This window comes from Streptomyces sp. NPDC088923 (assembly GCF_044749745.1).
In the GTDB taxonomy this organism is placed as follows: Bacteria; Actinomycetota; Actinomycetes; order Streptomycetales; family Streptomycetaceae; genus Streptomyces.
In genome coordinates, this window is record NZ_JBIVIO010000011.1 from 70,956 (window position 1) to 97,444 (window position 26,489).

Genomic DNA, 26,489 nt, shown 5'->3' on the forward strand with positions numbered 1-26,489 from the left:
CGCGGGCCTCTCAGCGGCGCGGCCTGCGGCCCGGCTCCTGGCGCGGCACCTTCTGCGTCGAGGTGCCGGGCAGGGTCGGCTTGGGCAGCGTCTCCACCTCGTGCTTCGCCTCCTCCAACTGCTCGGCCGTGTCATCCGGCAGGCGCGGGGGGCGGTGGGCCGGGTCGCGGAAGCCGAAGGCGGAGGTGAGGTCGCCGAAGGTGCGGCGGCGCCACTGGCTGATGTTGGGCTCGCGCACGCCGGTCACGCGCTCCAGGAACTGGAGCACGGAGGTGTGGTCGAAGGCCTCCCCGGCCGCGTACCCGCCGACCGTCCACGGCGAGACGATGACGCACGGCACCCGGAACCCGCCCCCGACGGGCAGCCCCTGCACGAACTCGTCGGGGGTACCGGCCCGGGGAGTGGGCGGCACGACGTGGTCGAACAAGCCGTCGTTCTCGTCGTAGTTGAGGATGAACGCGGTCTTGCGCCACAACTCCGGGTTGGAGGCGATGGCTTCGATCTTCGATGCCACGTAGTCGGCGCCCGCGGCGGGGAGGTAGTCGGGGTGCTCGGACTGCTCGCTGGTGCAGATGATCCAGGAGACGGTGGGGAGTTTGCCCGCGCGCGCGTCGGCCTCGAAGGTGCCGGTGGGCTGGGGGCGAACTCCCTTCTCGTACAGAGGATCTCCGGGCTTCGCGTCGCGGAAGTTCGCGAAGTTCTCCAGCATGTTGCAGCCGTAGTCGTCGTCCTCCTGGTACACCTTCCAGCTCACCCCGGCGGCCTCCAGGCGCTCGGCGTACGTGGTCCAGGTGTAACCCCCGGCGGGCGCGGTGTTGTTGAGGATCGGGCCGCCGTGCTCGCCGTTCGGGTCGAGCGTTCCGGTCATCCAGTACATGCGGTTGGGCCAGGTGGGCCCGAACACGGAACAGAAGTAGTTGTCGCAGACGGTGAACGCCTCGGCCAGCGCGAACTGGAAGGGGATGTCCTCCCGCGTGTAGTACCCCATGACGTACGGGCCGTTCTTGCCGTCCGCCTTGCGGTGCGCGGGCAGCCAGTTGTCCATCTTCCCGTTGTTCCACGCCTCGTGCTGCACCGACCAGGCGTGGCTCGTGGAGGGGATGGCCTGGGCGCTCGTGGAGTGCGTGTCGAGGTGGAACGGCAGCGTGTAGCCGTCGGGGTTGACGGCATCGGGCTGGAAGAACACCGACTTGCCCGTCGAAAGCCGTTGCGCGCGCGGGTCGTTGAAGCCCCGTACCCCGCGCATGGTCCCGAAGTAGTGGTCGAAGCTCCGGTTCTCCTGCATGAGCATCACGACGTGCTCGACGTCGTCGAGCGACCCGCCGTGCGGCGGCCCGGCGGCCACCGCCTGCTGCACGCTCGGCGGCAGCAGACCGAGCGCGGCTGCCCCACCGGCCACCGCCCCCGCCGAGCCCAGAAGTCTCCGCCGAGACATTCCCGTTCCAGCCATGACGATTCCATTCCCCTTGCTGACGTGGGCACTTACGGCTCGCTGAGGAGCCGAAGCCACTGAACCGGTGCGCCGGGAAAGCGGAGCAGACGATTTACGTGAACGCTGCACCAAACAATCGCAAAGCAATCAAGCGAAAGCAAAGAGTGAGACTGGCGGGAAGCGGCGGCGCGGGGTGGGCGCGAGGGGCGGGGCGGGTGCGCGGGGCGGCGGGGGACCGGGCGCGCGGGGCCGGGTGCGTGGGGCGGCGCGCGGCCCGGAACGCCTCGCCGGACGCGAGGGCCCGGTCCTCGTCGCGGCGAAGCAGGGGCGCGAAGAGGGCGCCGAGGACCCCGTGCGCGCTCTTCTCCTGACCCGCACCGCGTTTCACGTCTTCGGCGCGTGGCAGGCGTACGGCTCCGGCCCCGCGCCAGAATGCCCCGTCGGCACCGTTGGGGTCGCCGCGCACGTCCCCACCAGGAGAGCTCCATGCCCCGCGCCACCCGCTGGCTCGTCCCGCTGCTCCTGCTGGTCGTCTGGCTGGGGGCCGGGGCCGTGTGCGGTCCCTACGCGGGACGGCTGGGGGAGGTGTCGACCAACGACCAGGCCGCGTTCCTGCCCCGCAGCGCCGAGTCCACCAAGGTGCTCGACGAGCGCGCGCGCTTCGACCGTGAGGAGTCGCTGCCCGCCGTGCTCGTGTGGACGGCCGAGGGCGGCGGGCGGCTCGACGCCGGGGCGCGCGCGGCCGCGACGCGGGCGCTCGGCCGGGCGGCCGGGGCGGACGGGGTCCTCGGGCGGCCGTCCCCGGCGCTGCCGTCGAAGGACGGCGAGGCGCTCGAAGGGGTCGTGCCGCTGCGGCCCGGTCTCGGCGACAAGCTTCCCGACACGCTCGACGCGATCCGCGCGCAGGCCGAGAAGGTGCCCGGCACGACGGTCGGCATCGCGGGCCCCGCCGCCACCCAGGCCGACCTCTCCGACGCCTTCGCCGGGATCGACGGCATCCTCCTCGGCGTCGCCCTCGTCGCCGTCCTCGTCATCCTGCTGCTCGTCTACCGCAGCGTCCTCATGCCCTTCCTCGTCATCCTCAGCGCCGTCTTCGCCCTCGCCGTCGCGAGCGCGCTCGTGTACGTCCTCGCGGACCACGACGTCGTGCGCGTGGACGGCCAGGTGCGCGGCATCCTCTCCATCCTCGTGATCGGAGCCGCGACGGACTACGCGCTGCTCCTGACCGCCCGCTTCCGCGAGGAACTGACCGCGCACGGCGACAGGTTCGTGGCGGTACGGGCCGCGCTGCGCCGTTCGGCGGGCGCGATCGCCGCGAGCGGCGCCACCGTCGCGCTCGGCCTTCTCGCCCTGCTCCTCAGCGACTTGACGAACAACCGCGCGCTCGGCCCGGTCGGGGCCCTCGGCATCGGGTGCGCGCTCCTCTCGGCGTTCACCTTCCTGCCCGCCGTACTCGTCCTCCTCGGGCGGGCGGCGTACTGGCCCAAGCGGCCGACCACGGGCGGTGATCCGGAAGGGAGGAGCGGGTTGTGGCAGCGCGTCGCCGGCTGGGTGGACCGCCTCCCGCGCCGCCTGTGGATCGCCACCACCGTCGCCCTGCTCGCCCTCGCGGCCTTCGCCCCGACCCTGCGCTCCTCCGGCGTCCCGCTCGACGAGACCTTCGTCGGCGACGCCTCCTCGGTGAGCGCCCAGCGGACCCTGGACCGCCACTTCCCCGGCGGCTCGGGCCAGCCCGCCGTGATCCTCACCGACGCGGACCGCGCCGACGCCGTCGTACGGGCGGCGGGCGGCGTCGCGGGCGTGGACTCGGCGGCGCCGGTCGGAGCGGACGGCCGCCCCGGCGGGAAACCGCAGATCGCGCGGGGCCGTGTGGAGATCGACGCGACGTTGAAGGCGGCCCCGGACAGCGGGACGGCGAAGGACGCCGTCCGCGCGCTGCGTAACGCCGTACGGGAGGCGGGCGGCGAGAGCACCCGCGTCGGCGGCTACACCGCGCAGCAGATCGACACCGAGGACACGGCGGCCCACGACCGCACGCTCATCGTCCCCGTCGTCCTGCTCATCATCCTGGCCATCCTGATCGGCCTGCTCCGCGCCCTCCTGCTCCCCCTCCTCCTGGTCGCGACGGTCGCCCTCAACTTCGCGGCGACGCTGGGGGTTTCGTCGCTCGTCTTCCGCCACGTGTTCGGCTTCACGGGCACGGACGCCTCGGTCCCGCTCTACGGCTTCGTCTTCCTCGTCGCGCTCGGCGTGGACTACAACATCTTCCTGATGTCCCGTGTCCGCGAGGAGACCGCGCACCACGGTCCCCGCGAGGGCGTCCTGCGCGGTCTCGTCTCGACCGGCGGCGTCATCACCTCGGCGGGCGTCGTCCTCGCCGCGACCTTCGCGGCCCTGGGCGTCATCCCGCTCTCGTTCCTCGCCCAGATCGCCTTCATCGTCGCCTTCGGCGTCCTCATGGACACGCTGGTGGTCCGTTCCCTCCTGGTCCCGGCGCTGGTACGGGACCTGGGCGGGCGGGCGTGGTGGCCGAGCGGTATCGGGCGGGCGCGGCGGGAGGAAGCCGGGCGGGGGCGGTAGGACGAGGCGGGGCGGGGTACGGGCGCGGAGTCACGCGTACCGGTCCGGGGCGTGGCCCCGTACGCGCCGCCGGGCCCGCTACCGCGCCCGCCTCCGGGCCAGGCGCCGCTCCCGCCACCGCAGCCCGGCGCGCCGGGCGCGGTCCGTGTACCAGTCCCGGAACTTCCACGCCCCCACCACGACGGGTGCGGTGATCAGCCCGACCAGCAGCGACCTGCCCCAGCCGAGGTGCTGACCGAGGCGCAGGTACAGCACCCCGGCGACGAAGGCGAGCAGGAACCACAGCGACAGCTTGGCGGGCCCGGAGAGGTTCATATTTCCCAACTGCCCCCGGGCCAGGGGGTGATGCCCGCCCCTTGCCCTCGCCGCCCCCGCCCTTCACTCCTCCCCGATGTCCTCGTTCCACACGTCCGGGTAGCGCTCGATGAACTCCGTCATCAGGCCGACGCACTCCGGGTCCGTCAACCGCACGATCTCGACGCCCTGTTCCTCCAGCCAGTCCTCGCCGCCCTTGAACGTCGTGGACTCCCCGATCACGACGCGCGTGATGCCGAACTGCTTGATCAGCCCCGAGCAGTACCAGCACGGCGAGAGGGTCGTGACCATCGTCGTGCCGCGGTACGTGCGCTGGCGGCCCGCCTTGCGGAAGGCGTCCGTCTCGCCGTGCGAGGACGGGTCGGCGTCCTGGACGCGGCGGTTGTGGCCGCGGCCGAGGAGGGTGCCGTCGGCGCCGTACAGGGCCGCGCCGATCGGGACGCCGCCCTCGGCGAGACCCTGGCGGGCCTCCTCGATCGCGGGGCGCAGCCACTCCTGGGCCTGTTCGGCGGTGAGCGGTGTGGTCATCAGGACTCCTTCGCAGTACGGGTACGGGCCAGCAGCGCGTAGAGCAGGGCGCTCACCGCGAAGCCGACCTGGCAGGTGAGGTCGCCGAGCCCCGGCCAGTGCGAGGGCAGCGGGCCCACGTACGTCTCCTGGTTGGAGAAGAGCGGGACGGAGACCGCGACGCCCGCGAGCAGGGCGATGAGCCCGGCCGCGTTCGTGTGGCGGCGGTCGGCGAGGCGGCGGGCGATCAGCGTCCCGGGGGTGCGGCGGCGGCGCCACTGCTCGACGAGCACGACGCCCAGCCACGGCGCCGTCCAGTACGCGATCACGAGGAGGAACGACTCGAAGGCGTGGCCCGCGTCGTCGAGCGAGGCCCACGCGGCGACCGTGCCGGCCGCGCCCGTCAGCGCGGTGAGACTCGCGCGGTTGAGGCCGCGCGGCAGCCCGCGTACGGCCAGCGAGGCGAGCGAGACGGAGGCCGAGTAGACGTTGAGCGTCGAGGCCGCCATGCCGCCGATGATGATCGCGAGCAGCGTGAGGTGCGCGAGCCAGCCGGGCAACTGCCCCGTGAACGCGTCGGTCGGGCTCGCGCCCTCGGGGGCGAGGACCGTACCGGAGGCGGCGCCGATCACCGAGACGACGGACACGGACAGGAACAGGCCGAGGCCCCCGTACCAGCCGGTGGCCCGGGCCGAGGTCGTACGCGGCAGGTAGCGCGTGTAGTCCGACGCGCACGGGTTCCACCCGGCCGTGAAGCCGAACGAGGCGCTGAAGGCGAGCAGGAACGCGCCGAAACCGCCCCCGGACCCGGTGTGCCCGAGGTGCGCGCCCTTGAAGATCCACCCGCCCGCGAGCAGGAAGATCACCGCGAGGACGGGCAGCGCGTACCGCTCGAAGCGGTGCACGAGGTCGTGCCCCACGTACCCCACGACCACTTCGAGCACGACGAGGATCAGCAGGCACGCCAGCGGTGGCAGGCCGGTGAGGGAGTTGAGCGCGAAGGCCCCGCCGAGCGTGTTCATCGCGAACCAGCCGATGCCGGAGACGAGCGCGTTCACGGTGGAGGGGAGCACGCTGCCCCTGTGGCCGAAGGAGAGCCGGCCGAGGACCATCTGCGGGACGCCGAAGCGCGGGCCGTCCACGGAGAGGAACCCGTGCGCGATGGCGCCGAACGCCGCGCCGAGCACGAGCGCGGCGACGGCCTCGCGGAAACCGAGCCCGAAGGCGGCGACGGCGAGGACACCGATGTACGCGGTCGCCCAGCCGACCTGCGGCGCGGCCCAGGTCCACAGGAGCTGACGGGGGTGGCCGTGGCGCTCGGCCTCGGGTATCGGCTCGGCGCCCGAGGTCTCGACGACACCGGCGGGTCGCGTGGTGGCCGGGTCCCCGGCGGGGGCGGCGGCGGTGGACGTGCTGGTCATGGCCTCGGTGAGCGGACGTGCGGACACACCGGCGGGGCGGGTCCGCGGCGACGGGGGAGCGGCTTCGCCGGGCGGACGGAGCGGAGGAGCCGGGGCGGGGTCGCGTCGGGTGCTCGCGTGGTCCGGGCGGGGGCCGTCGTCCAGTTTCGCGCACCGAGGTGGGTGCTTCGTACAGGAAGGAGGGGTGGGACGGTGTGATGTGCGTCGGGTGGCCGGGAGGATCGTACGAAGGCGGGGTGCCCCTCGCGGGCCCCTCAGCCCTTCCCGTTCCCCTTGTCCTCGTCCGCGTCCCGTCGCTTCAGCTCGTCCTCCCTGCGGCGGAGGTCGTCCTCCCAGGCGCGGAGGCGGGCCGCGTCGTCCTCGCTCCCGGCGGGGGCGGGCACGTCCGCCTCGGGGACGGAGGGTCGCTCCTCCCCGCGTACCGGCCGGTCCTCCTCGCGTACCGGCCGCTCGTCCTTGCGCAGCGAGTTCAGGAACTCCGGGTTGTCGTCGGGGGCGACCCAGCCGCCGCGCCCGCCGCCCGCGCGCGAGGCCGCCCCGGCCGCGTACCCGCGCTCCCGGCCGATGATCAGCCAGCAGACGGGCCCCACGATCTGGAAGAGGAGGATGAGGATCGCCCACAGCGGCTTCGGGAGCCAGCGGACGTCCTCCTCGGCGGTCGTCACGCAGTCGATGAAGGCGAAGACGCACAGCGCCAGCGGCAGCAGGATCAAGAGCACCCGGAGCATGTCGCTCTCCTTCGCGGGTCGCGGCGGTCGTGCGAGGCGAGGCGGCGGCGCTCTTCACGGCGGGCGCGCGCTTCGCGGCGTGAGCCCCGTCCGGGCCCCGTTACCGGCTCAGGTTAACGGGTGCCGGATACTGGTCGGCATGGCTTACGACGATCTCCGCTCGCTGCTGCGCGCACTGGAGCGCGACGGCGACCTCACGCGCATCAAAGCCGAAGTCGACCCCCACCTGGAGGTCGGTGAGATCGTCGACCGGGTCAACAAGGCAGGCGGTCCCGCCCTCCTCTTCGAGAACGTCAAGGGCTCCTCGATGCCCTTGGCGATGAACGTGTACGGGACCGACCGCCGCCTCCTGAAGGCCCTCGGCCTGAAGTCGTACGAGGACATCTCCGGGATGATCGGCGGCCTCCTCAAGCCGGAGCTGCCGCAGGGGTTCACGGGGGTGTGGGACGCCTTCGGCAAGCTCGGCGCGATGGCGCACGTACCGCCGCGCAAGGTGAAGGACGCGCCGGTGCAGGAGGTCGTCCTGCGCGGGGACGAGGTGGATCTCGACGCGCTGCCCGCGCTCTTCACGTGGCCCGAGGACGGCGGCTCCTTCTTCAACCTCGGCCTCACCCACACGAAGGACCCCGAGTCCGGCGTGCGCAACCTCGGGCTCTACCGGCTCCAGCGGCACGACGCGCGCACGATCGGGATGCACTGGCAGATCCACAAGGACAGCCGCAACCACTACCAGGTCGCCGCGCGGCGGGGCGAGCGGCTGCCGGTGGCGATCGCGTTCGGCTGCCCGCCCGCCGTGACGTACGCGGCGACCGCGCCGCTGCCCGGCGGCATGGACGAGTACCTGCTCGCCGGTTTCGTGCAGGGCAAGCGCGTCGAGATGGTGGACTGCGTGAGCGTCCCGCTCCAGGTCCCGGCGCGCGCGGAGGTCGTGCTCGAAGGGTGGCTGGAGCCGGGCAAGACGCTCCCGGAGGGGCCGTTCGGCGACCACACCGGTTTCTACACGCCGCAGGAGCCCTTCCCGGCGCTCACGATCGACACGGTCACGATGCGGAAGCGGCCCCTGCTCCAGTCCGTCGTGGTCGGCCGCCCGCCGACGGAGGACGGGCCGCTCGCCCGCGCCACCGAGCGTTTCTTCCTGCCGCTCCTGAAGGTCATCGTGCCGGACATCGTGGACTACCACCTGCCGGAGGCGGGCGGATTCCATAACTGTGCGATCGTTTCCATCGACAAGAAGTACCCGAAGCACGCACAGAAGGTCATGCACGCGGTGTGGGGTGCCCACATGATGTCGCTGACCAAGCTCATCGTCGTGGTGGACTCCGACTGCGACGTCCACGACCTCCACGAGGTCGCCTGGCGCGCCTTCGGGAACACGGACTACGCCCGCGACCTCACCGTCGTCGAGGGTCCCGTCGACCACCTGGACCACGCCTCGTACCAGCAGTTCTGGGGAGGCAAGGCCGGGATCGACGCGACCCGCAAATGGCCCGAGGAGGGCTACACGCGTGACGGCGGCTGGCCGGAGATGATCACCTCTGATCCGGAGATCGCCGAGCGGGTCACGAAGCGGTGGAAGGAGTACGGGCTGTGAGCAGCGAGGCCACGGTGGGCGGGGGAGCGGCGGCACGACCTCCGCAGTCGCGCGGAGGCGTCTCGGCGTTCCTGCGGCTCGTCATGATCGAGCACTCGGTCTTCGCCCTGCCCTTCGCCTACATCGCGGCGCTCACCGCGATGTTCCAGGTGGACGAGAACATCCACTGGGGCGATCTGCTCCTCGTGACCGTCGCGATGGTCGGCATGCGGACGTTCGCGATGGCGGCGAACCGGATCATCGACCGCGAGATCGACGCCCGCAACCCCCGTACGGCGGGCCGCGAACTCGTCACGGGCGCGGTCTCCGTCCGCTCCGCGTGGACCGGCGCGATCGTCGCGCTGGCCTTCTACTTCGGCGCGGCGGCGCTTCTCAACCCGCTGTGCCTCGCGCTCTCGCCGCTCGCCGTGATCCCGATGGTCGTCTACCCGTACGGCAAGCGGTTCACGAACCTCCCGCACGCGATCCTCGGCCTCGCGCAGGCGATCGGGCCGATCGGCGCGTGGGTCGCGATCACGGGCGAGTGGTCGTGGCACGCGGTCGTGCTCGGTATCGCGGTCGGCGTCTGGATCGGCGGCTTCGACCTGATCTTCGCCTGCCAGGACGTCGCGGCGGACCGCGCGCACGGTGTCAAGTCGGTCCCGGCGCGCTTCGGCATCCCGGCGGCGCTGTGGGGCGCGCGCGCCTCGGCCGTCGTCACGACGGGCCTCCTCGTCTGGTTCGCCCTCCTCACGGATGCGGGCGTCCTCTTCTGGCTGGGCCTCCTGATCGTCGCGGTCGCCTTCGTCTACGAGCACTCCATCGTGCGCCCGCACGACCTGAGCCGCCTGAACCGCGCCTTCTTCTCGGTCAACGGGTTCATCGGGATCGCGCTGTTCGTGTGCGCGTTGGCGGATCTGGCGGTGCGGGGGCTGACGGTTTAGGGGCGTCAGCCCGCGAAGACGGTCCACCCCTTGGCGTGACCCCTCTGCTTTTCGTATCCGCCATAGCGGGCGGTAGCGGTAGCTTGACGCCTACCATGAGGAGCAGGAGGGAGGCTCACCATGTCTCTGACCGATGCCGAGCGCCTGCACTCGCAGCTCAGCCGGCTCGAAGACGCGTTCCCCGGCTACAGCACGGAAATAGTCGAGGGCAGCATCGTGATGAGTCCGGTCAAGCCACACCACAACCGGACGATGGTCGAGGTGTGGGTCTCCTTGCGGCAATGCCTTGCTTCTGAGTGGGGCTTGGCCAGCGACGTCGCGTTTCTCTTCGACGGCGAGAACGAGTTCTGCCCGGATATCGCGGTCATTCCCCAAGCCGATGCCGATGAGAACCGCAGCGTGTACGACCCCGCGACCGCTGAGCTGGTCGTGGAGATCGTTTCGCCGGGTAGCCGAACCCGCGATTATGGATTGAAGCCCCAGCGGTACGCGGCCAAGGGAATCCCCCACTACTTGATCTTCGATCCGTACCGGGCCGAGTGCGTGACGTACTGGAACCCGTCGGCGGATGGCTACCTCGGCCGCGACACCGTTCCCTACGGGACTGTCGTGAAGATCGACAGCCCGGTCCTGGGCGAGGTGCGCCTTCCGACGGACGGCCTTCCGGTGGACCCCGGCGCCTGATTACTTGGCCGACCGGGGCGTACGGAAGGCGAAGGCCGCCAGGACGCCGCCGATGAGGCCGAAGAGGTGGGCCTGCCAGGAGACGCCGGACTGGTTGGGGAGGGCGCCCCACAGGATCGAGCCGTAGACGGCGGCGACGATCAGGCCGAGCACGACGTCGACGACGCGGCGGTCGACGAAGCCCCGTACCAGCAGATAGCCGAAGAGGCCGAAGACGACGCCCGAGGCGCCGGCCGTGACGGAGTGGGGCGGGGCGAGGAGCCAGACGCCCGCGCCGCTCACGATGATCACGACCGCCGAGACGGCTATGAGACGCCCCGCGCCCGAGAGCGCGGTGAGGAAGGCGAGCACGAAGAGCGGGACGCTGTTCGCCGCCAGGTGGTCGTACCCGAAGTGGAGGAACGCGGCCGGGACCAGGTCGCGCAGTTCGGAGACGTCGCGCGGGCTGATGCCGTAGGTGTCGAGCGCGTTCCCGTTCGACTGGTCGTAGAACTCCAGGAGCCACAGGAGCGCGAGCCAGCCGCCCGCGAGCAGGGCCGCCGTCTTGAAACGGCCCCCGCGAGCGGCGCCGGTGCGGGCCGGAGTGGTGCCTGCCGTCATGAAGTCCTCCCCCTTTGACTGTCCGAACGCCCGGGCGGCGACCCCGGTTCCACCCCGCCCCGCTTTCCTCCGAAACCCGGCATCCCGGGCGTGTCGCGGGCCGGTTATCCACAGGAGCGGGGCCCGGACACCCCTCGGTGGGAAAACGTCTCACTCGGAAGAGTGGGTCGTTGTGCGAGTTTCCCGGAGTTGTCCACAGATGGGGGCGGATGGTCGGGGGGCGGTTGCGGGGTGCGGGAGACTGGTATTGGGGTCGCCCCCCAGGGCGGGTGGGGGCTGTCTCGGACGCGTGCTGCTCGCCAGTGGGTCGCCCCCCAGGGCGGGTGGGGGCTGTCTCGGACGCGTGCTGCTCGCCAGTGGGTCGCCCCCCAAGGGCGCGTGGCGGCTGTCCCGCGCGGGGCGGGTGGAGACTGTCCCGCACACGCCCACCCCCCTCCCCCGCACCCCCACCTATTAGGCTCGACGCCGTGGAGCATGCCCAGCCGGACCGTCCTGCCAACCCCCCCGCCGCCCCGCGCCGCCCGTGGGTCGTCGGTGTCTCCGGTGCCTCCGGCACGCCCTATGCCGCCGCCGTGCTGCGCGCGCTGCTCGACGCGGGGGAGAGCGTGGACCTCGTCGTGAGCCGTGCCGCGCGGCTCACGCTGCTCGACGAGACCGGGATCTCCTTCCGTGACGCCCACTGGCGCGAGGACCTCGGCGCCTGGCTCGCGCGCGGCGCCGACGGCAAGCCGGAGACCTTCCCCGTACCGCCGCTCGACGACGTACGGCACTGGGCCGCGGGCGATCTCGGCGCCGGGCCCAGCTCGGGTTCGTACCCCGCGCAGGGCATGCTCGTCGTGCCCGCCTCGACCGCCAGCGCGGCGGGCATCGCGCTCGGGCTCTCCAAGGACCTGCTCCAGCGCACCGCGAGCGTCACCCTCAAGGAGCGTCGCCCCCTCGTCGTCGCCCTGCGCGAGACCCCGCTCAGTCGCCCCACGCTGCAACACCTCCTCGCTCTCGACGAGGCGGGCGCCGTCGTCCTGCCCGCCTCCCCCGCCTTCTACGCGGGTGCCACGCACCTCCAGGACGCCGTGGACTTCGTCGCGGGGCGGGTGCTCGACGCGGTGGGCGTGGAGCACGGGCTCTACCGCAGGTGGCGCGGCGAGCTGGGTGAGGCACGGGCCGTACGGGAGGGGTAGGGCCGCCCGCACGGCAGGGCCGGGGCCGGGCCGTGCGGCCGGGCGCGGCCCGTGCCCGTACCGCCGTAAAAGCCTCACGCGCGCCCCCGCGCCACGCGCATTTCGCAGGAAACTTGCCGTAAGGGCCTTCGATTCTCTATGTATAAGCTCGCCGGGACGCGAATAATGAAAGGTATCGGGGATATGGACGCCGTGGACAGGAAGCTCATCCAGGCCCTGCGGGAGAACGGGCGGGCCTCCTACGCGGAGCTGGGTCGGCTCGTGGGGCTCTCCGGGCCGAGTGTCACGGACCGCATCAACCGCCTGGAGGCGGCCGGCGTCATCACCGGTTACCGCGCCACCGTCGACTCCGCCGCGCTCGGCCTCGGCGTCGTCGCGCTCATCGGCATCTCGCTCAGCGACGCCGCCGACCACGAGGACGTCGCCCAGCGGCTGCGCGATCTGCACGAGATCGAGGACTGCTGGTTCATCGCGGGCGACGACTCGTACATGCTCAAGGTCCGCGCGGGCGACGTCGACGATCTGGAACGCACGATCCGCCGGCTCTCCGGCACGAAGGGCGTCTCGCGCACCCGTACCACCGTCGTCCTCTCCACGAAGTGGGAGAACCGCGTGGGGGAACTGCCCGAGGAGGAGTGACCGGGCGCCCGTGGGGGAGCGGCGGGCGCGGGGTAGCGTGGCAGGGCACGGAACACGACATTTGGGAGGCGGCCGCATGGACGCGGGACTGAAGCGCGAGCTGGAGCAGAAGGTGCGCGCCGGTGAGCGGCTGACCCGCGAGGACGGCATCGCCCTCTACGCCTCGGACGACCTCGCCTGGCTCGGCGGCCTCGCGCACGAGGTGCGCACCGCCAAGAACGGCGACGTCACGCACTTCAACGTCAACCGTCACCTCAACATGACGAACGTGTGCACCGCCTCGTGCGCCTACTGCTCCTTCCAGCGGAAGCCGGGCGAGAAGGACGCGTACACGATGCGCATCGAGGAGGCGGTCAAGCTCGCCAAGGCGATGGAGGACGACGGTCTCACCGAGCTGCACATCGTCAACGGCCTGCACCCGACGCTGCCTTGGCGCTACTACCCCCGTTCGCTGAGCGAGCTGAAGAAGGCGCTCCCGGCGAATGTCGCGCTCAAGGCGTTCACCGCGACCGAGATCCACCACTTCGAGACCATCTCCGGGCTGCCCGCCTCCGAGATCCTCGACGAACTGATCGACGCCGGGCTGGAATCGCTCACCGGTGGCGGCGCCGAGATCTTCGACTGGGAGGTCCGGCAGCACATCGTGGACCACAACACCCACTGGGAGGACTGGTCCCGCATCCACCGGCTCGCGCACGAGAAGGGGCTCAAGACCCCGGCGACGATGCTCTACGGGCACATCGAGGAGCCCCGGCACCGTGTCGACCACGTGCTGCGGCTGCGTGAACTCCAGGACGAGACCGGCGGCTTCCAGGTCTTCATCCCGCTGCGCTACCAGCACGACTTCGTCGACATGAAGGACGGCAAGGTCCGCAACCGGCTCCAGGCCCGCACCACGATGGCCTCCGGCGCCGAGGCCCTCAAGACCTTCGCCGTCTCGCGCCTCCTCTTCGACAACGTGCCGCACGTCAAGGTCTTCTGGGTCATGCACGGCCTCCAGACCGCGCAGCTCGCCCTCCAGTTCGGTGCCGACGACATGGACGGCTCCGTCGTCGAGTACAAGATCACGCACGACGCGGACGACTTCGGGACGCCGAACAAGCTGACCCGCGAGGACCTGCTCGACCTGATCCGCGACGCGGGCTTCCGGCCGGTGGAGCGGAACACGCGCTACGAGATCCTCAAGGAGTACGAGGGGCCGGAGCGGGGGCGGCGGGACGAGCCGCAGGCCATGCGGGTCTGAGGGGGCGGGAGGGGCCGGGGGCTGCGCCCCGGGCCCCGGTTTCGGGGCTCCGCCCCGGGCCCCGTGCGGGGCGCTGCCCCGGTTTCGGGGCTCCGCCCCGGGCCCCGTGCGGGGCGCTGCCCCGGTTTCGGGGCTCCGCCCCGGGCCCCGCTCCTCAAGCGCCGGAGGGGCTGAATTTTGTGCGGCGGGGCTGGGAGGCGTGCCCGGGGCGCGGGTGTGGGTAAGGATTACCATCGGGGTATGTCCCTTACCTTCACGCTCGATCCCGCTGTGGATTTCACGCTTCGTGACGAGATTCTCGGCCTGTGGGCCAAGGTCACCAATGCCGGTGGGGCGGTCGGGTTCGTGCCGCCCGTGACTCCGGAGGAGATCCGGCCGCAGCTCGTGAAGCAGCTCGTGACCATGACCGAGGGCGGCAGTCGGCTGCTCGTCGGCAAGGACGAGGACGGGGTCGTACGGGCCACCGCCTTCCTCACGCTCAACGCGCACCGCCTCATGCGGCACTGGCTGTGGCTGTACACCGTCATGGTCGACCCCGACCTCCAGGGGCAGGGCGAGGGCCGGGCGCTCATGGCGGCGGCCGCCGACGCCGCCCGCTCGCTCGGCGGGATCGAGGCGATCCGGCTCACGTGCCGGGGCGGTCAGGGGCTCGAAGGCTTCTACGAGCGCTGCGGGTACAAGGAGGTCGGGCGGATTCCGGACAGCATCCGCGTCGCCCCCGGAGACGACCGCGACGACATCTTCATGCTCCTGCCGCTGACCTGAAGGGACGGGCGCGCCGCCACCCCCTTGACAGCGGCAGCGGGTCCGCGTGCTTCACTGGGGGGTGCGTCCTGCCCCCGCAATGGGCCCATTCGCGACGGAAGAGTGAAGTGACATGCTCCGTTACACCCTGATGCGTTTCGGCGTCTTCGCCGGCTGCTTCGTGGTCGTCTGGGCCCTCGTCTACAGCGGTGCCCTGCCGAAGGGGCTCGGCGACTCCAACTACCTGTGGGTCATCCTCCTCGCACTCGTCATCTCCGCGCCGCTCAGCTTCGTCCTGCTGCGCGGGGTACGGGACGACGCCTCTCGCCAGATCGTCGAGCGCGTCGACCGGGCCAAGGCGAACCTCCAGGCGAACCAGGAGGCGGAGGACGCGGTCGACGACGCGACCCGCGCGTCCAGCGGCTCCGCCGGCGGTTCGGCCGGCAGCGGCACCCGCGCCGCCTGACGCGAACCTCGCGAAAGCCCCGAAAGGGGCGCGGCCTCCCGGAGTTCCCCTCGTTGTGGCGCGAATCACTCGAGCCCCGGGAACCGGTTCACGCCAATCGGCGCCGCCTTGGCCTGACGTCCCGTCAACTTCCCTATCTCATCGCCGCATTCCTCCGGGGTGCGGCGATTTCGCATGTCGGCGCCCGCTCGTCGCCGTACCCGCGCGCACCCGTGCGTCCGCCCCCGCGCCGCCGTGATCACGCCGTTTCCCAGCCCTGCCCCAAAGTAAGGCTTTGATTGCCTCAAAGCGCTGGTGTTAACGTGCTGGACATGACTCACGCGACGACACCCCGCCACCCCAGGAGCAGCCTGCTGCTCGTGGCGCGGCTGCATGTCGATCTCTGTCGCCGGGTCAGCGCGGCCTGTCGGCGCGGCTGAGCGACGTCGTGCGCACGCGCGGCTGAGCACCTCCCCCGTATCGCCCCCGTCCCCTCCTTTCACCCACGCCTCACCGGAGTGTGTCCGTGTCCGCGAACATACCTTCGGGTGATCGGTCTGCCGCCGCGCAGAGCGACCGCCCGCAGTCCGCTCGCCCCCGTCTTCCCAAGATCCCGTTCTGGGCGCAGATCCTCGGCGGTCTCGTCCTCGGCGCCCTGCTCGGCTGGCTCGCCCGGGGCCAGGACATCTCCTGGCTCGGCACCACGCTGGAGAAGATCGGCGGGATCTTCGTCCAGCTTCTGAAGCTCGCCGTCGCGCCGCTCGTCTTCTTCGCGATCCTGATCTCGATCACCAACCTGCGCAAGGTCAACAACGCCGCACGCCTCGCCGTGCGCACCCTGCTCTGGTTCATGATCACCTCGCTCATCGCGGTGGCGATCGGCCTGGTCATCGGCCTCGTCACCAACCCGGGCTCCGGCACGGGCCTCACCCCGGCCGACGGGGAGAAGCCGCAGCACACCGGCTCGTGGATCGACTTCCTCACCGGGATCGTCCCGACCGACATCATCACGCCGTTCTCGCAGCTCCAGGTCCTCCAGATCGTCTTCATGGCGGTCGTCGTCGGCGTCGCGATCCTCAAGATCGGTGAGAAGGCGCAGCCGATCCTCACGCTCAGCGAGTCGGTTCTGGAACTGCTCCAGAAGGCGCTGTGGTGGGTCATCCGCCTCGCCCCGCTCGGCACGGTCGGCCTCATCGGCAACGCGATCAACTCGTACGGCTGGGACCTCATCAGCAAGTACGCGACGTTCACCGCCGATGTCTACGTGGGCTGCGCGCTCGTCCTCTTCGGCGTCTACCCGCTGCTCCTCTCGACGGTCGCGAAGGTCAACCCGCTCCAGTTCTTCAAGGGCGCCTGGCCGGCGATCCAGCTCGCCTTCGTCTCGCGCTCCTCGGTCGGCACGATGCCCGTGACGCAGCGCGTCACCGAGCGGCTCGGTGTCCCGAAGGAGTACACGAGCTTCGCGGTGCCCTTCGGCGCGACGACGAAGATGGACGGCTGCGCCGCCATCTACCCGTCGATCGCCGCGATCTTCGTCGCGCAGATCTTCGACATCCACCTCGGCGTCGGCGACTACCTGCTCATCGCCTTCGTCTCGGTCATCGGCTCCGCCGCGACCGCGGGACTCACGGGCGCGACGGTCATGCTCACGCTGACCCTCTCCACCCTCGGCCTCCCGATGGAGGGCGTCGGCCTTCTCCTCGCGATCGACCCGATCCTCGACATGATGCGCACCGCGACCAACGTCGCCGGGCAGTCCGTCGTGCCGATCATCGTCGCCTCGCGCGAGAAGATCCTCGACCGCGTCGCCTTCGACCACGCGCACGCCTCGCCCCTCGACGAGGAGCCCGAGGCCGCCCCGGCGGAGCGGTCCGCCGAGGACAAGCAGCCCGTCGGGGTCTGAGGACAGGACGGAAGTACGGGGTACGGGGGCGGGACCGCGTTCGGCGAGAACGTGGCCCCGCCCCGTACCTCTTCCTCGGCCGGAGTCGGCGGCGCTGTGCGGGTCCGCCGAAAGGACCACGTCATGACGCCCACCGAACACCCGCGCCCGCGCCGGGCGCCGCGGACACGGCAGTCGCGCCGGGGGCGCGCCCGCGCTGCGCGTCGACGGCCTCCGCAAGACGTACCCGCTGCCAGGGGGCGGCCGTCTCACCGCCGCCACCGGCATCTCCTTCACCGTGCCGCACGCCGGGGCGCTCGGCATCGTCGGCGAGTCGGGCTCGGGCAAGCCCACGGTGGCGCGGATGCTCGTCGGCCTCGCCCGCCCCGACGCGGGGCGTATCGAGATCGACGGGCGCCCGCGAGGCCCGCACCCCGCGCCGCGCCGCGGCCCGCCTGGCGGGGGCCCGCGAGATCCAGATGGTCTTCCAGGACCCGTACGTGTCACTCGACCCGCGCCTGACAGCGGCCGACTGCCTGCGCACCGCCCTGAAGCTCCACGACCGCCCCCCGAACCTCGCCGAGAGTCTCCTCGACCAGGTCGGCCTCGGCGCCCGCGCGGCCACGGCCCGCCCCTCCCGCCTCTCCGGCGGCCAGCGCCAACGCCTCGCCATCGCCCGCGCCTTGGCGGTGGCCCCCCGCGTCCTCGTCCTGGACGAGGCGGTGGCGGCGCTGGGCGTCTCGATCCAGGCGCAGATCCTGCAACTCCTGGGCGAGATCCGTGAGGAGACGGGCGTGGCGCTGGTCTTCGTGAGCCACGACCTCGCGGTGGTGGAGTCCCTGACGGAAGAAGTGCTGGTGATGAGGAAGGGGGAGGCGGTGGAACAGGGCGCGACCGCCGAGGTCCTGAGCGCCCCGGCGCATCCGTACACGCGACTGCTGGCGTCGGTGCCGAGGGAGGGATGGGACTCGGGGGAGGTGCGGGACGGGTCGGGACTGTCGGCGGTTTGACCCGCGGGAGGTGAGGTCGCGTGAGGTTGAGCCCGTGTCATCGGGCGCCCCGTTCCCGTAGAAGACAGAGGCCCCGTCTCCGCCGCCGGGCAGAGACAGGGCCTCTTGGTACTGCGTACTAGGTCCGGGACCGGGAATCCGGTCCACCGCTCGCGAATGGGCTCCGCGAGACCGGTGTCAGAGCGCGCTGACGTTCTCCGCCTGCGGGCCCTTCGGGCCCTGGGTGACGTCGAAGGTCACGGCCTGGTTCTCCTCAAGGGAGCGGAAGCCGTTGGCGTTGATCGCGGAGTAGTGGACGAAGACGTCGGGGCCGCCGCCCTCCTGGGCGATGAATCCGAAGCCCTTTTCGGCGTTGAACCACTTCACGGTTCCGGTAGCCATAAGCCCTCCTTGGGCCAAAGGGTTGCCCTGCTCCAGAACCTGCACGTGCGATAAACAAATGCATACCCTGAAAAGACGAGAGCCCGCGGTCACATGCTCCGCAGGCTCTGTACTGCAAGGGAAACCAAACTGCAACTTGCGGGCGAGCCTAGCATGGGGCCGCCCGAAAGCGATAGAGGGCAAGATCACTTCACCCGGATGTCTGAAACCAGGTGAAGGCGTCTTGACATACGCGAAAACACAAGGTTCGCCCGAGCCCGCGGGCCCGCCCGATTCCTTCCCCCTTTAGAGGTCTAGTCTCGCGATGTGGACCTTTCTGACTTCCCCGCCCCCGCCGCCACCGACCGTCCCGTCACCGCCCGCCCCCGCGTCGGGCACATCCAGTTCCTCAACTGCCTCCCCCTCTACTGGGGGCTCGCCCGCACCGGCACCCTCCTCGATCTCGAACTGACCAAGGACACGCCGGAGAAACTGAGCGAACAGCTCGTCGGCGGCTCCCTCGACATCGGGCCCATCACGCTCGTCGAGTTCCTCAAGGCGAGCGACGACCTCGTGGCGCTCCAGGACATCGCGGTGGGCTGCGACGGCCCCGTCATGTCCTGCGTGATCGTCTCCAAGGGCCCGCTGGAGGACCTGGACGGCGCCCGCGTCGCCCTCGGCTCCACCTCCCGTACCTCCGTGCGCCTGGCCCAGCTCCTCCTCGCGGACCGCTACGGCGTCACTCCCGAGTACTACACCTGCCCGCCCGACCTCGGCCTGATGATGCAGGAGGCCGACGCCGCCGTCCTCATCGGCGACGCCGCACTGCGCGCCAACCTCCACGACGGGCCCCGCCTCGGCCTTCAGGTCCACGACCTCGGGCAGATGTGGAAGGACTGGACGGGCCTCCCCTTCGTCTTCGCGGTCTTCGCGGCACGCCGCGACTACCTGGAACGCGAGCCGGAGGTCGTCGCCGAGGTGCACCGCGCCTTCCTGGAGTCGCGCGACCTGTCGCTCGTCGAGGTCGCGAAGGTCGCCGAGCAGGCGGCACGCTGGGAGAGCTTCGACGCCGAGATCCTGGAGCGCTACTTCCGCACCCTCGACTTCCGCTTCGCGGCCCCGCAACTCGGCGGAGTCCGCGAGTTCGCCCGCCGGGTCGGGCCGACGACGGGGTTCCCGGGGGATGTGCGGGTGGAGGTGCGGGAGCCCTGAGGGGGGTTGGGGGCGGGGGGCGGCCGGGGCTTGAGGGGGTGGGGGCCTGGGGTCCGAGGGCTGGGGGCTGAGGGCTGAGGGCTCCGGAGGCTTGGGGGCTCAAAGGACCGGGTGCCGGGGGCCTTGGGGGCTCTGGGCTCCGGGTGCTGGGTGCTGGGTGCTGGGGGCTGGGGGCGTGGGGTCTCAGGGATTTGGGGGTTCAGGGGGTCGGGTGAGGGCTGCCTCGGGAGAGCGGATTGAGGCTGCGCCGGGTGGGTGTAGGTGCGGGGGTGCCCCTGGGCTGGGGCGTGCGGGGTGGCCTAGCGCGGGTGGTGCGTGGGGGCGCGCTGAGAGGGGCTGACCTTGGGTGGGCGCTGCGCGGGATGGGGTCGGAGGTGGTGGCGTAGGGGGGTGTCGGCGCGTGGGGCTTGTCGGGTGCTTATGCGTGGGGTGGGTCTGGGCTGGGGGACTCGCGGGGTGGCGAGTCGGGAGGGTGCGTGCGTCGGGCGGCCCTGCGCGGTCGGTGGGTCGTCATCGGTACGCCTGTGCCGTACGTACGGTCGTGCGGTAGTCGCTCCGCTTTCCCTATTTGCGGCTTGTCGTCATGAATGCGTTCACTCCTCCGGGTGTATTCCCTTGGCCGATACGTGATGGATAGAGGTCGACCGATAGGGGCGGAGGGATTGAGGCCGGGGGATAGGAGTGGGGGATAGGGCGGTGCCGTCCGCGTCCGGTGCGGCGCGAGCTTGGTGGAAATGCCCGGTGTCTTTATGGCTCCTTTCCGATTGCCACCTCGTCGAGCGGGAAGAGCGGGCGGACTTCTTGTACGGCGTACGTTTCCGAATGGTGCGGCGGGGCTGGGAAAGGGGGTGGGCCGCCGCCCAGTGCGGGGAATTGGGGGAGGTGGAATTCGGTGCTGCCTCGCCTGCGAGGTCGGTGGGTGTGGGTGTGGGTGGGCTCGGGTGGGGTGGGGGTGCGCGGGCGCGGGTGTAAGGGCTGAGGGAGGAGCGGGGCTTGGGGTGCCTCGGTGGGGCCTGGTCGCCCTCGGGGCTGGGCGTGGGCGACTGCTGGGGGGAGGGGAGGGGTGAGGAGGAGGGGGTGGGGCGCTGTGCGTAGGTGCTGCCTGGGTTTGTGGGCCGGGTCTTCGGTTGGCCTCGCGTCGAGCGGGCGGGCATGGCCGGATGCGGAGCTCGGCTGTCTGGTTCAGGCCGGCTGGCCCTGTCCGAGTCCCAGCCGGTCCTGAGTTCCGACGCCTGTGCCGGACTCGCGTCCAGTGGCTGTGTCGCGGTGTGTGCCGGGCTCGCGTTCAGTGGCTGTGCCGGGGTTGGTGTTCGGTGGCTGTGGCGCGGTGCCTGCCGGAGTCGCGTCCAGCGCCCAGTCCCGGTGCCTGCCGGAGTCGCGTCCAGCGCCCAGTTCTGGTGTCTGCCGGGCTCGCGTTCAGTTGCCTTGCCCCTGCGGTACCTCGCCCAGTTCCTCACCAGCCGTCATGCCCGGTGCCCGGCCTGGGCGAGTCCCCCCGCAGAGTCTCTGCCCGGCCCTTGACCAGTGCCTGTGCGCAACGCCTGCGCCCCCGGTCGGCTTCGGCCTCCCGCTCCGTTCCCTCCCGCCGCCCGGCCCACTTTCCCGCGTGCCCGGTTTCCCTTCCGCGCGCCAGGCTCACCCTGCGCGTGCGGTTCTCCCCGGGCCCAGCCCCTGCAAGGCCTGCCGGGTTCAGGGCGGACCTCGACCCGCCCGAGGTGCGCCTGCCCAGCCTCCGCATGACGCGCCGGGCTCAGGTCAGGCCCCCACCACCCGAGGTGCGCCTGCCCAGGCCCCGCATGGCGTGCCGGGCTCAGGTCAGGCCCCCACCCGCCCGAGGTGCGCCTGCCCAGGCCCCGCGCGACGCGCCGGGCTCAGGTCAGGCCCCCACCACCCGAGGTGCGCCTGCCCAGGCCCCGCGCGACGCGCCGGGCTCAGGTCAGGCCCCCACCCGCCCGAGGTGCGCCTGCCCAGCCCCGCATGGCGTGCCGGGCTCAGGGCAGACCCTCACCCGCCCGAGGTGCACCTGCCCAGCCCCCGCATGACGCGCCACGCTCAGGACAGACCCCCACCACCCGAGGCGCGCCTGCCCAGCCTCCGCATGACGCGCCAGGCTCAGGACAGACCCCCACCCACCCGGGGGGCGCCCCTGCATCCATTCTTTCGCGTCCGCACCTCCTCCCACCCCCCTCTCCGCACATCTGTGGATAACTTCGGGAAACTCGCACAACGTCTCACTCGACCGAGTGAGACGATTTTTTCGTCCAAAGCACCGCCTCGCGCATTCCGCTACGGTTCCGCACAAGTCGGCTCCGGATCGCTGCCGGCCCGTCCGTGCGGGGCGGTCTCTCGCGGGTGGGGCGGGGTGTCGCCGCGCTCAGTGCGGCACCGTGACCCGTACCGCCTCTCCGTCGCCCGTGTGCAGCAGGCCTCGGCCCGGGATGACCGGGCCGCCGGTCTCGGGGCGGGTGAGGCGGAGGCCGACGAGGTCTCCCGCCGCTGTGGAGCGGGGGGAGAGAAGCAGTCCCCGGCGGGCTGTGCGGGCCTCGGGTTGCCAGCCGGAGAAGCCCGCGCAGATCTCGTCCTCGTCCCCCGCGAGGACGAGTGCCCTGCCGAGGGTGCTGCCTTCGCGGAGGAGGCGAGAGAGGACGGGGGACGCGTCGCAGTCGGTGAGGACTTCGGCGTCGTCCACGAGTACGGCTGTGGGGCCCTCGGCGTGTGCGAGGGCGGATTCGAGGTCGGCGGCCTTGAGGTCCGGGCCTGTGAAGAGCGCCTCGCCTTGTGGGGCGAGGTCGCGCAGAGGGGAGGGGCGAGGTGTGACGAGGACGAGGCGGGTGCCGTTGGCGTGGAGGGAACGGGCGAGAGAACACAGGGCCGTACTGCGTCCGGAACGGGCGGGGCCGGCGACGACGAAGGCGGGTGGTGCGGTGCTGAGGTCGGGGCCGAGCGCGGTGAGGGTGTCGCCGCCGACCCCGGCGAGGGCCCATAGCGGCCCCCGGTTCGGGGCGCGCAGTTTCCACGCCTCGGTGAAAGCGATACGGGGAGGCAGGGCGTCGAGGCGGAAGGGGCGACGTGAGGCGGGAACGGCCTCGTCGCGCGCGGTGGTCGCGGCGCCGATCGCGGTCAGCGCGGCGGTCTGCGCGCGGCCTTCGGGAGGCGCGTCGAGGAGGGCGAACTGCGTCGCCGTACCGGACTCGGCGCGGAAGGCCCTGCCGGGCGGGATATGGGCGGGCAGGGAGCGGGGCGGGATGCCGAGGAGGCTGTAGTCGGCGCGGTCGGCGAGGCGCAGCGCGTACTTCTCCTCGGTGAGCGAGGCGAGGCGGCCGAGGAGGAGCTGGCGGTCGCCCGTGAGGACGAGGTGCAGACCCGCGCTCGCGCCTTCCCGTAGCAACGCCTGCAGCTGCTCGGTGAGTTCGCCGTGATCGTGAGCGCCGAGGGTGGGGAGCCAGCCTTCCCAGCGGTCGAGGAGGACGAGGAGATGGGGGAGGCGCTCGGTGGGTGGCGCGGCGGCGCGTTGCTCGGTGATGCCGGCGTGACCGAGTCGGGTGAACAGGGCTTGGCGGCTGGCGAGTTCCTCGGTGAGGCGGGTGAGGAGGCGGCTCGCGCGGTCGGTCTCGTGGCGGGCGACGACCGCTCCGCAGTGGGGGAGCGAGGTGAGGGCGGCGAGGGCGCCGTCGCCGCAGTCGATGCCGTAGAGGTGGACGTCGGCGCAGGAATGGGCGCGGGCGAGGGAGCCGGCGAGGGTGCGGAGGGCTTGGGAACGACCGGAGCGGGGAGAGCCCGCGATGAGGAGGTGGGTGAAGGTGTCGAGTACGAGGGCGAGGTGGCTGCGGGACTGGGTGGCCGGGTGGTCCTCGATGCCGTACGGGGCGGCCCCGGGCGGGGTGTCCGCCGTGGTGAGGCTGCCGAGGGGGACGTGGTCGGGGAGTGGGGGGAGCCAGGGAGCGTGCGGCGGCGGGATGGCCAGGGCCGAGGCGGCCTCGCGGATGGCGGTGACGAGTGCTTTGAGGTCGGTCGGGCCCTCGTCGTCCAGGGCCTTGGAAGGGGGCGGCACGGGTGTGGGGTGGCCGAGGTCTTCCCAGTTCAGGGGGTGGGTCCACAGGGTGCGGGGTGCGGTCGTCGCCCGGGGGGCGCCGCCCGCGACGCGGGCGGTCTGGAAGGGGATGAGCGAGGCGTGGCCCAGACGGGCCAGGGCGCGGCCCGGCGTCGTCTTCGGGAGGTGTGCGGCCTCGGGAGAGTCGATGACGTCGCTGGACTCGCCGGTGTCGGTGACGCGGAGCGCGATCCGGAGGGTGGTGTTGGCGCGGATCTCGGGTGAGACGACCCCGGCGGGACGCTGTGTCGCGAGCAGGAGGTGGATGCCGAGGCTGCGGCCACGCTGGGCGAGGTCGACGAGGCCCGAGACGAAATCGGGGAGTTCCCGGGCGAGCGAGGCGAACTCGTCGATGACGAGGAGGAGACGGGGGAGAGGCGGACGGCGCCTGGCGGCGGGGACGCCGGGCACGTCGCGTGTGGCTGAAGGGCTGGCGGTGCTCGGTGTTTCGGTGCCGTACTCCTCGATGTCCTTCGCGCCCGCCTCGGCCAGGATGCGTTCCCTGCGGTGGAGTTCGGCGCGCAAGGAGACGAGGGCGCGTTCGGTGAGGTGGCTGTCGAGGTCGGTGACGGTGCCGACGGTGTGGGGAAGGCGGTCGCAGTCGCGGAAGGCGGCGCCGCCCTTGTAGTCGACGAGGACGAAGGTCAGGTGCTCAGGGGTGTTGGTGGCGGCGAGCGAGGCCACGAGGGTCTGGAGCAGCTCGGACTTGCCCGAACCGGTCGTGCCGGCGACGAGCCCGTGCGGTCCGTCGCGGCACAGGTCGACAGCGAAGGGGCCCTCGTACGACTCGCCGATGACAGCGGTGGTGGAGGGGGCGTTGGTGAGCCAACGCGCTCGTACGGCGGAGGAGGTGGGCGGGTCGAGGGCGAGGAGGGGGAGGAGCCGCGAGGCGGTGGGGAGAGCGGCGTCGGGGGTCCCGGGGCCGGGGTCGCGGAGCGGGGCGAGGGCGCGGGCGAGGCGCTCGCTCCAGGCGGTACGGACGAGGTCGGGCCGTACGGATTCGACGGGGGCGGAGCCGGTGCGGCGCACGCGCAGGCGGTGCGGGTGGCGGGGGTCGGGGCCGACGAGCCCCTGGCACTCGGCGGGGAGACCGGTCTCCTCGGCGTCGAGGCACAGCGAGTGGATGCCGAGGGGCGGGCCCTCGCGGAGGAGGCGTACGGCGCCCGCGTACTCCCGCAGCCGCCGTGCGCCGTCCCATACGACGACGAGGTCGGGATCGAGGCGTTGGGCGGAACTTCCCTGCTCCTTCGCCGCTTTGCTCCTGGAGTCGAGCAGCCGGGTGAGTTCCTTGACGCGTGCGGCGACGGTCTCGGGGTCCGTGCCGATGAGGGTGTGGGGGCCCGCCGCCGCGGTGGGGCGGGCGTGGGGGAGGTGGCGGAGCCAGTCCCACTCGGGGCGCCCCGCCGGTTCCGTCAGAACGAGGAGGCGGACGTCGAGGGGGCTGTGGAGGGTGGCGAGTTGGGCGACGGACCAACGGGCGAGGGCCCGGGCCTCCGGTCCCGCGATGCCGAGGACGCCGAGTGCGGCGAGGGGGAGGGTGACGGGGACGTCGGTGAGGGGGTGGGGAGTGGCGCGCTCGTGCTCGTCGGCGGCGGGGTCGTCGAGGACGACGGTGGAGGGCAGTTCGCCGGTGCCGAAACGGAGGAGGAGGTGGTCGGGGTCGGTGCGGCGGCGCTCCCACAGGCGGGCGCGGGGTCCCGTCGCGAGGCCGAGGACGGTGGCGGGGTCGGGGGAGGTACGGATACGGGTCCGCCGTTCGGCGGAGAGGGCGTCCTGTGCGGCGGCCTCGATGCGGGCCTTGTGGGCGGCGTACTTCTTGAGGCGTACCGCGTGCGAGGTACGGCCGTGGCGTTTGTCCAGGTAATGCGTCGCGAGGAGAAGCAGGGGGCTGAGCGCCGCGAGGGCGAGGTAGTACCAGCGGCCGAAGAGCGCGACGGAGAGGAGGGCGCAGAGAACCGGGGCCGCGGCCATGAGCCAGGGCAGTGGGCGGGGCTCGTGCGGTGGGACGGGCGTGGGGAGGCGAAAGCGGTGCGCGGGGGCGGGCGGGTGGAGGCGGGGCGGGCGGTTGAAGGCGAGCGCCGAGCCGTCCTCGGTGGGGGTGAGGGTGGCGTCGGGCGGGAGGTAGCGGTCGTAAGAGAGGAGGGTTTCGGCGAGGGCGAGTGGGGAGCCGTGCGGCCAGGGGCCGGCTTGCGTGGCGGGGGCGCCGTCGATACGGATGGCGCCGGCGGTCGACTCGTAGGCGCAGGTGCCGTCCGGCGCGATGCGCAAGGTGAGTGCGTAGGGCGGGAGTTCGGGGTCGGCGACGCGGGGCCGGGCGTGGGGGCCGGAGCCGAGTACGTACCTCCCGGCCCCCAGGCGGTGCACTCCGCCCGCGTCGGGGCCGCCCGCGACCCGTACTTCCACGAGCCCCGTCGGCTCGCCGCCCGCGCAGCCGCCGGGGCCGCCGAGACTCACCACGCAGCCGTCCCGCAACGGCAGCCGGAGCGGCAGCCCGTCGACGAAGGCCGCGGTGTCCGGCGGCGAGCCGGTGTGCCGTGCCAGCGCGGAGACGACCTCGGCGACTGCGGTCCCGTCATCCGCCACGAGGACGACGTCGGCGGTACGACCGAGCTGGGGGTCCACGACGGTGAGGGTGACCCGCACGGGTTCTCCTTCGGCGAGGGGGAGGGGATGGGGGACAGGGAGGGGGATGGCAGGAGAGAGGGGAGGAGGAGGGGCCGGGCCGGGATCACCCGTTAGGGAAGGGGGTGGGCTTGACGCGGGTGTACGGGCGCCCGCCCCAGGCCCCGCCGGACGGCATGCTCCCGCAGCCCGCAGCCCGCAGCCCGCAGCCCGCAGCCCGCAGCCCGCAGCCCGCAGCCCGCAGCCCGCAGCCCGCAGCCCGCAGCCCGCAGCCCGCAGCCCG

Annotated in this window: 19 protein-coding genes and 1 pseudogene; 12 read left to right on the forward strand and 8 right to left on the reverse strand. The window is 72.1% G+C overall.

Annotated features, from left to right (window positions below; all coding sequences use genetic code 11):
* Positions 1–10: 10 nt before the first annotated feature.
* Complete coding sequence (locus ACIP4O_RS28895) at positions 11–1,435, reverse strand: alkaline phosphatase family protein (protein WP_401579068.1); 1,425 nt, start codon at positions 1,433–1,435, stop codon at positions 11–13.
* 483 nt (positions 1,436–1,918) lie between these two features.
* Between ACIP4O_RS28895 and ACIP4O_RS28900 the strand changes: the two genes are divergently transcribed.
* Positions 1,919–4,012, forward strand: coding sequence for an MMPL family transporter (locus ACIP4O_RS28900; protein WP_401578944.1), 2,094 nt, complete (start codon positions 1,919–1,921; stop codon positions 4,010–4,012).
* 78 nt (positions 4,013–4,090) lie between these two features.
* Here the strand turns inward: ACIP4O_RS28900 and ACIP4O_RS28905 are convergent, their stop codons facing one another.
* From ACIP4O_RS28905 to ACIP4O_RS28920, 4 genes are all read right to left on the reverse strand, one after another.
* Positions 4,091–4,327, reverse strand: a complete 237-nt coding sequence (locus tag ACIP4O_RS28905) for a hypothetical protein (protein ID WP_401578946.1) — start codon at positions 4,325–4,327, stop codon at positions 4,091–4,093.
* A 63-nt stretch (positions 4,328–4,390) separates the two neighbouring features.
* Positions 4,391–4,855 (reverse strand): nucleoside deaminase, encoded by a 465-nt coding sequence (locus ACIP4O_RS28910; RefSeq protein WP_401578948.1) that lies wholly within the window; start codon positions 4,853–4,855, stop codon positions 4,391–4,393.
* Complete coding sequence (locus ACIP4O_RS28915; RefSeq protein ID WP_401578949.1) at positions 4,855–6,282, reverse strand: purine-cytosine permease family protein; 1,428 nt, start codon at positions 6,280–6,282, stop codon at positions 4,855–4,857. Before ACIP4O_RS28915 ends, ACIP4O_RS28910 begins: the two co-directional genes overlap by 1 nt.
* A gap of 227 nt (positions 6,283–6,509) precedes the next feature.
* Positions 6,510–6,983, reverse strand: a complete 474-nt coding sequence (locus tag ACIP4O_RS28920) for a PLDc N-terminal domain-containing protein (RefSeq protein ID WP_401578950.1) — start codon at positions 6,981–6,983, stop codon at positions 6,510–6,512.
* A gap of 139 nt (positions 6,984–7,122) precedes the next feature.
* On the opposite strand from ACIP4O_RS28920, the gene ACIP4O_RS28925 reads away from it, so the two are divergent.
* From ACIP4O_RS28925 to ACIP4O_RS28935, 3 genes are all read left to right on the forward strand, one after another.
* Positions 7,123–8,574: a menaquinone biosynthesis decarboxylase gene (locus tag ACIP4O_RS28925; protein WP_401578951.1), complete on the forward strand. Its 1,452-nt coding sequence runs from the start codon at positions 7,123–7,125 to the stop codon at positions 8,572–8,574.
* Positions 8,571–9,497 carry a menaquinone biosynthesis prenyltransferase MqnP gene (gene mqnP, locus ACIP4O_RS28930; protein ID WP_401578953.1) on the forward strand — a complete coding sequence of 309 codons (927 nt, stop codon included), beginning with the start codon at positions 8,571–8,573 and terminating at the stop codon, positions 9,495–9,497. The genes ACIP4O_RS28925 and mqnP overlap by 4 nt, the downstream gene beginning before the upstream one ends.
* 120 nt (positions 9,498–9,617) lie before the next feature.
* Positions 9,618–10,181 (forward strand): Uma2 family endonuclease, encoded by a 564-nt coding sequence (locus ACIP4O_RS28935; protein WP_401578955.1) that lies wholly within the window; start codon positions 9,618–9,620, stop codon positions 10,179–10,181.
* Here ACIP4O_RS28935 and ACIP4O_RS28940 read toward each other — a convergent pair whose 3' ends face one another.
* A complete protein-coding gene (locus ACIP4O_RS28940; protein WP_401578957.1) occupies positions 10,182–10,781 on the reverse strand; it encodes a rhomboid family intramembrane serine protease in 600 nt (199 codons plus the stop codon).
* Positions 10,782–11,248: 467 nt separating this feature from the next.
* Here ACIP4O_RS28940 and ACIP4O_RS28945 point away from each other — a divergent pair, with 467 nt between their 5' ends.
* The 7 genes and pseudogenes from ACIP4O_RS28945 to ACIP4O_RS28975 all read left to right on the forward strand — a co-directional run bounded on the left by ACIP4O_RS28945 (position 11,249) and on the right by ACIP4O_RS28975 (position 17,922).
* Positions 11,249–11,959: a UbiX family flavin prenyltransferase gene (locus tag ACIP4O_RS28945; RefSeq protein WP_401578958.1), complete on the forward strand. Its 711-nt coding sequence runs from the start codon at positions 11,249–11,251 to the stop codon at positions 11,957–11,959.
* Between the two features lie 183 nt (positions 11,960–12,142).
* On the forward strand, positions 12,143–12,598 hold the full coding sequence (locus tag ACIP4O_RS28950; protein ID WP_030997018.1) for an Lrp/AsnC family transcriptional regulator: 456 nt from the start codon (positions 12,143–12,145) through the stop codon (positions 12,596–12,598).
* Positions 12,599–12,674: 76 nt separating this feature from the next.
* Complete coding sequence (gene mqnE / locus ACIP4O_RS28955; RefSeq protein WP_401578961.1) at positions 12,675–13,841, forward strand: aminofutalosine synthase MqnE; 1,167 nt, start codon at positions 12,675–12,677, stop codon at positions 13,839–13,841.
* Between the two features lie 240 nt (positions 13,842–14,081).
* Complete coding sequence (locus tag ACIP4O_RS28960; protein WP_401578962.1) at positions 14,082–14,606, forward strand: GNAT family N-acetyltransferase; 525 nt, start codon at positions 14,082–14,084, stop codon at positions 14,604–14,606.
* 112 nt (positions 14,607–14,718) lie between these two features.
* Complete coding sequence (locus ACIP4O_RS28965) at positions 14,719–15,051, forward strand: DUF4229 domain-containing protein (RefSeq protein ID WP_361332769.1); 333 nt, start codon at positions 14,719–14,721, stop codon at positions 15,049–15,051.
* A gap of 517 nt (positions 15,052–15,568) precedes the next feature.
* Entirely contained in the window at positions 15,569–16,933 is a 1,365-nt protein-coding gene (locus ACIP4O_RS28970) for a dicarboxylate/amino acid:cation symporter (RefSeq protein WP_401579070.1), read from the forward strand.
* Positions 16,934–17,129: 196 nt separating this feature from the next.
* Positions 17,130–17,922: pseudogene (locus ACIP4O_RS28975) on the forward strand (ABC transporter ATP-binding protein).
* Between the two features lie 177 nt (positions 17,923–18,099).
* Here ACIP4O_RS28975 and ACIP4O_RS28980 read toward each other — a convergent pair.
* Complete coding sequence (locus ACIP4O_RS28980; protein ID WP_008746266.1) at positions 18,100–18,303, reverse strand: cold-shock protein; 204 nt, start codon at positions 18,301–18,303, stop codon at positions 18,100–18,102.
* Between the two features lie 306 nt (positions 18,304–18,609).
* Between ACIP4O_RS28980 and ACIP4O_RS28985 the strand changes: the two genes are divergently transcribed.
* Positions 18,610–19,494: a menaquinone biosynthetic enzyme MqnA/MqnD family protein gene (locus ACIP4O_RS28985; RefSeq protein WP_401578964.1), complete on the forward strand. Its 885-nt coding sequence runs from the start codon at positions 18,610–18,612 to the stop codon at positions 19,492–19,494.
* Between the two features lie 2,374 nt (positions 19,495–21,868).
* Here the strand turns inward: ACIP4O_RS28985 and ACIP4O_RS28990 are convergent.
* A complete protein-coding gene (locus ACIP4O_RS28990; RefSeq protein ID WP_401578966.1) occupies positions 21,869–26,227 on the reverse strand; it encodes an FtsK/SpoIIIE domain-containing protein in 4,359 nt (1,452 codons plus the stop codon).
* Between the last annotated feature and the right edge of the window lie 262 nt (positions 26,228–26,489).

What these genes read in the sequence shown, in the direction of transcription:
- ACIP4O_RS28895 (WP_401579068.1), bottom strand. Translation starts at nt 1,435, where the DNA reads ATGTCTCGGCGGAGACTTCTGGGCTCGGCGGGGGCGGTGGCCGGTGGG.
- ACIP4O_RS28900 (WP_401578944.1), top strand. Translation starts at nt 1,919, where the DNA reads ATGCCCCGCGCCACCCGCTGGCTCGTCCCGCTGCTCCTGCTGGTCGTC.
- ACIP4O_RS28905 (WP_401578946.1), bottom strand. Translation starts at nt 4,327, where the DNA reads ATGAACCTCTCCGGGCCCGCCAAGCTGTCGCTGTGGTTCCTGCTCGCC.
- ACIP4O_RS28910 (WP_401578948.1), bottom strand. Translation starts at nt 4,855, where the DNA reads ATGACCACACCGCTCACCGCCGAACAGGCCCAGGAGTGGCTGCGCCCC.
- ACIP4O_RS28920 (WP_401578950.1), bottom strand. Translation starts at nt 6,983, where the DNA reads ATGCTCCGGGTGCTCTTGATCCTGCTGCCGCTGGCGCTGTGCGTCTTC.
- ACIP4O_RS28925 (WP_401578951.1), top strand. Translation starts at nt 7,123, where the DNA reads ATGGCTTACGACGATCTCCGCTCGCTGCTGCGCGCACTGGAGCGCGAC.
- ACIP4O_RS28935 (WP_401578955.1), top strand. Translation starts at nt 9,618, where the DNA reads ATGTCTCTGACCGATGCCGAGCGCCTGCACTCGCAGCTCAGCCGGCTC.
- ACIP4O_RS28940 (WP_401578957.1), bottom strand. Translation starts at nt 10,781, where the DNA reads ATGACGGCAGGCACCACTCCGGCCCGCACCGGCGCCGCTCGCGGGGGC.
- ACIP4O_RS28950 (WP_030997018.1), top strand. Translation starts at nt 12,143, where the DNA reads ATGGACGCCGTGGACAGGAAGCTCATCCAGGCCCTGCGGGAGAACGGG.
- mqnE (WP_401578961.1), top strand. Translation starts at nt 12,675, where the DNA reads ATGGACGCGGGACTGAAGCGCGAGCTGGAGCAGAAGGTGCGCGCCGGT.
- ACIP4O_RS28960 (WP_401578962.1), top strand. Translation starts at nt 14,082, where the DNA reads ATGTCCCTTACCTTCACGCTCGATCCCGCTGTGGATTTCACGCTTCGT.
- ACIP4O_RS28965 (WP_361332769.1), top strand. Translation starts at nt 14,719, where the DNA reads ATGCTCCGTTACACCCTGATGCGTTTCGGCGTCTTCGCCGGCTGCTTC.
- ACIP4O_RS28980 (WP_008746266.1), bottom strand. Translation starts at nt 18,303, where the DNA reads ATGGCTACCGGAACCGTGAAGTGGTTCAACGCCGAAAAGGGCTTCGGA.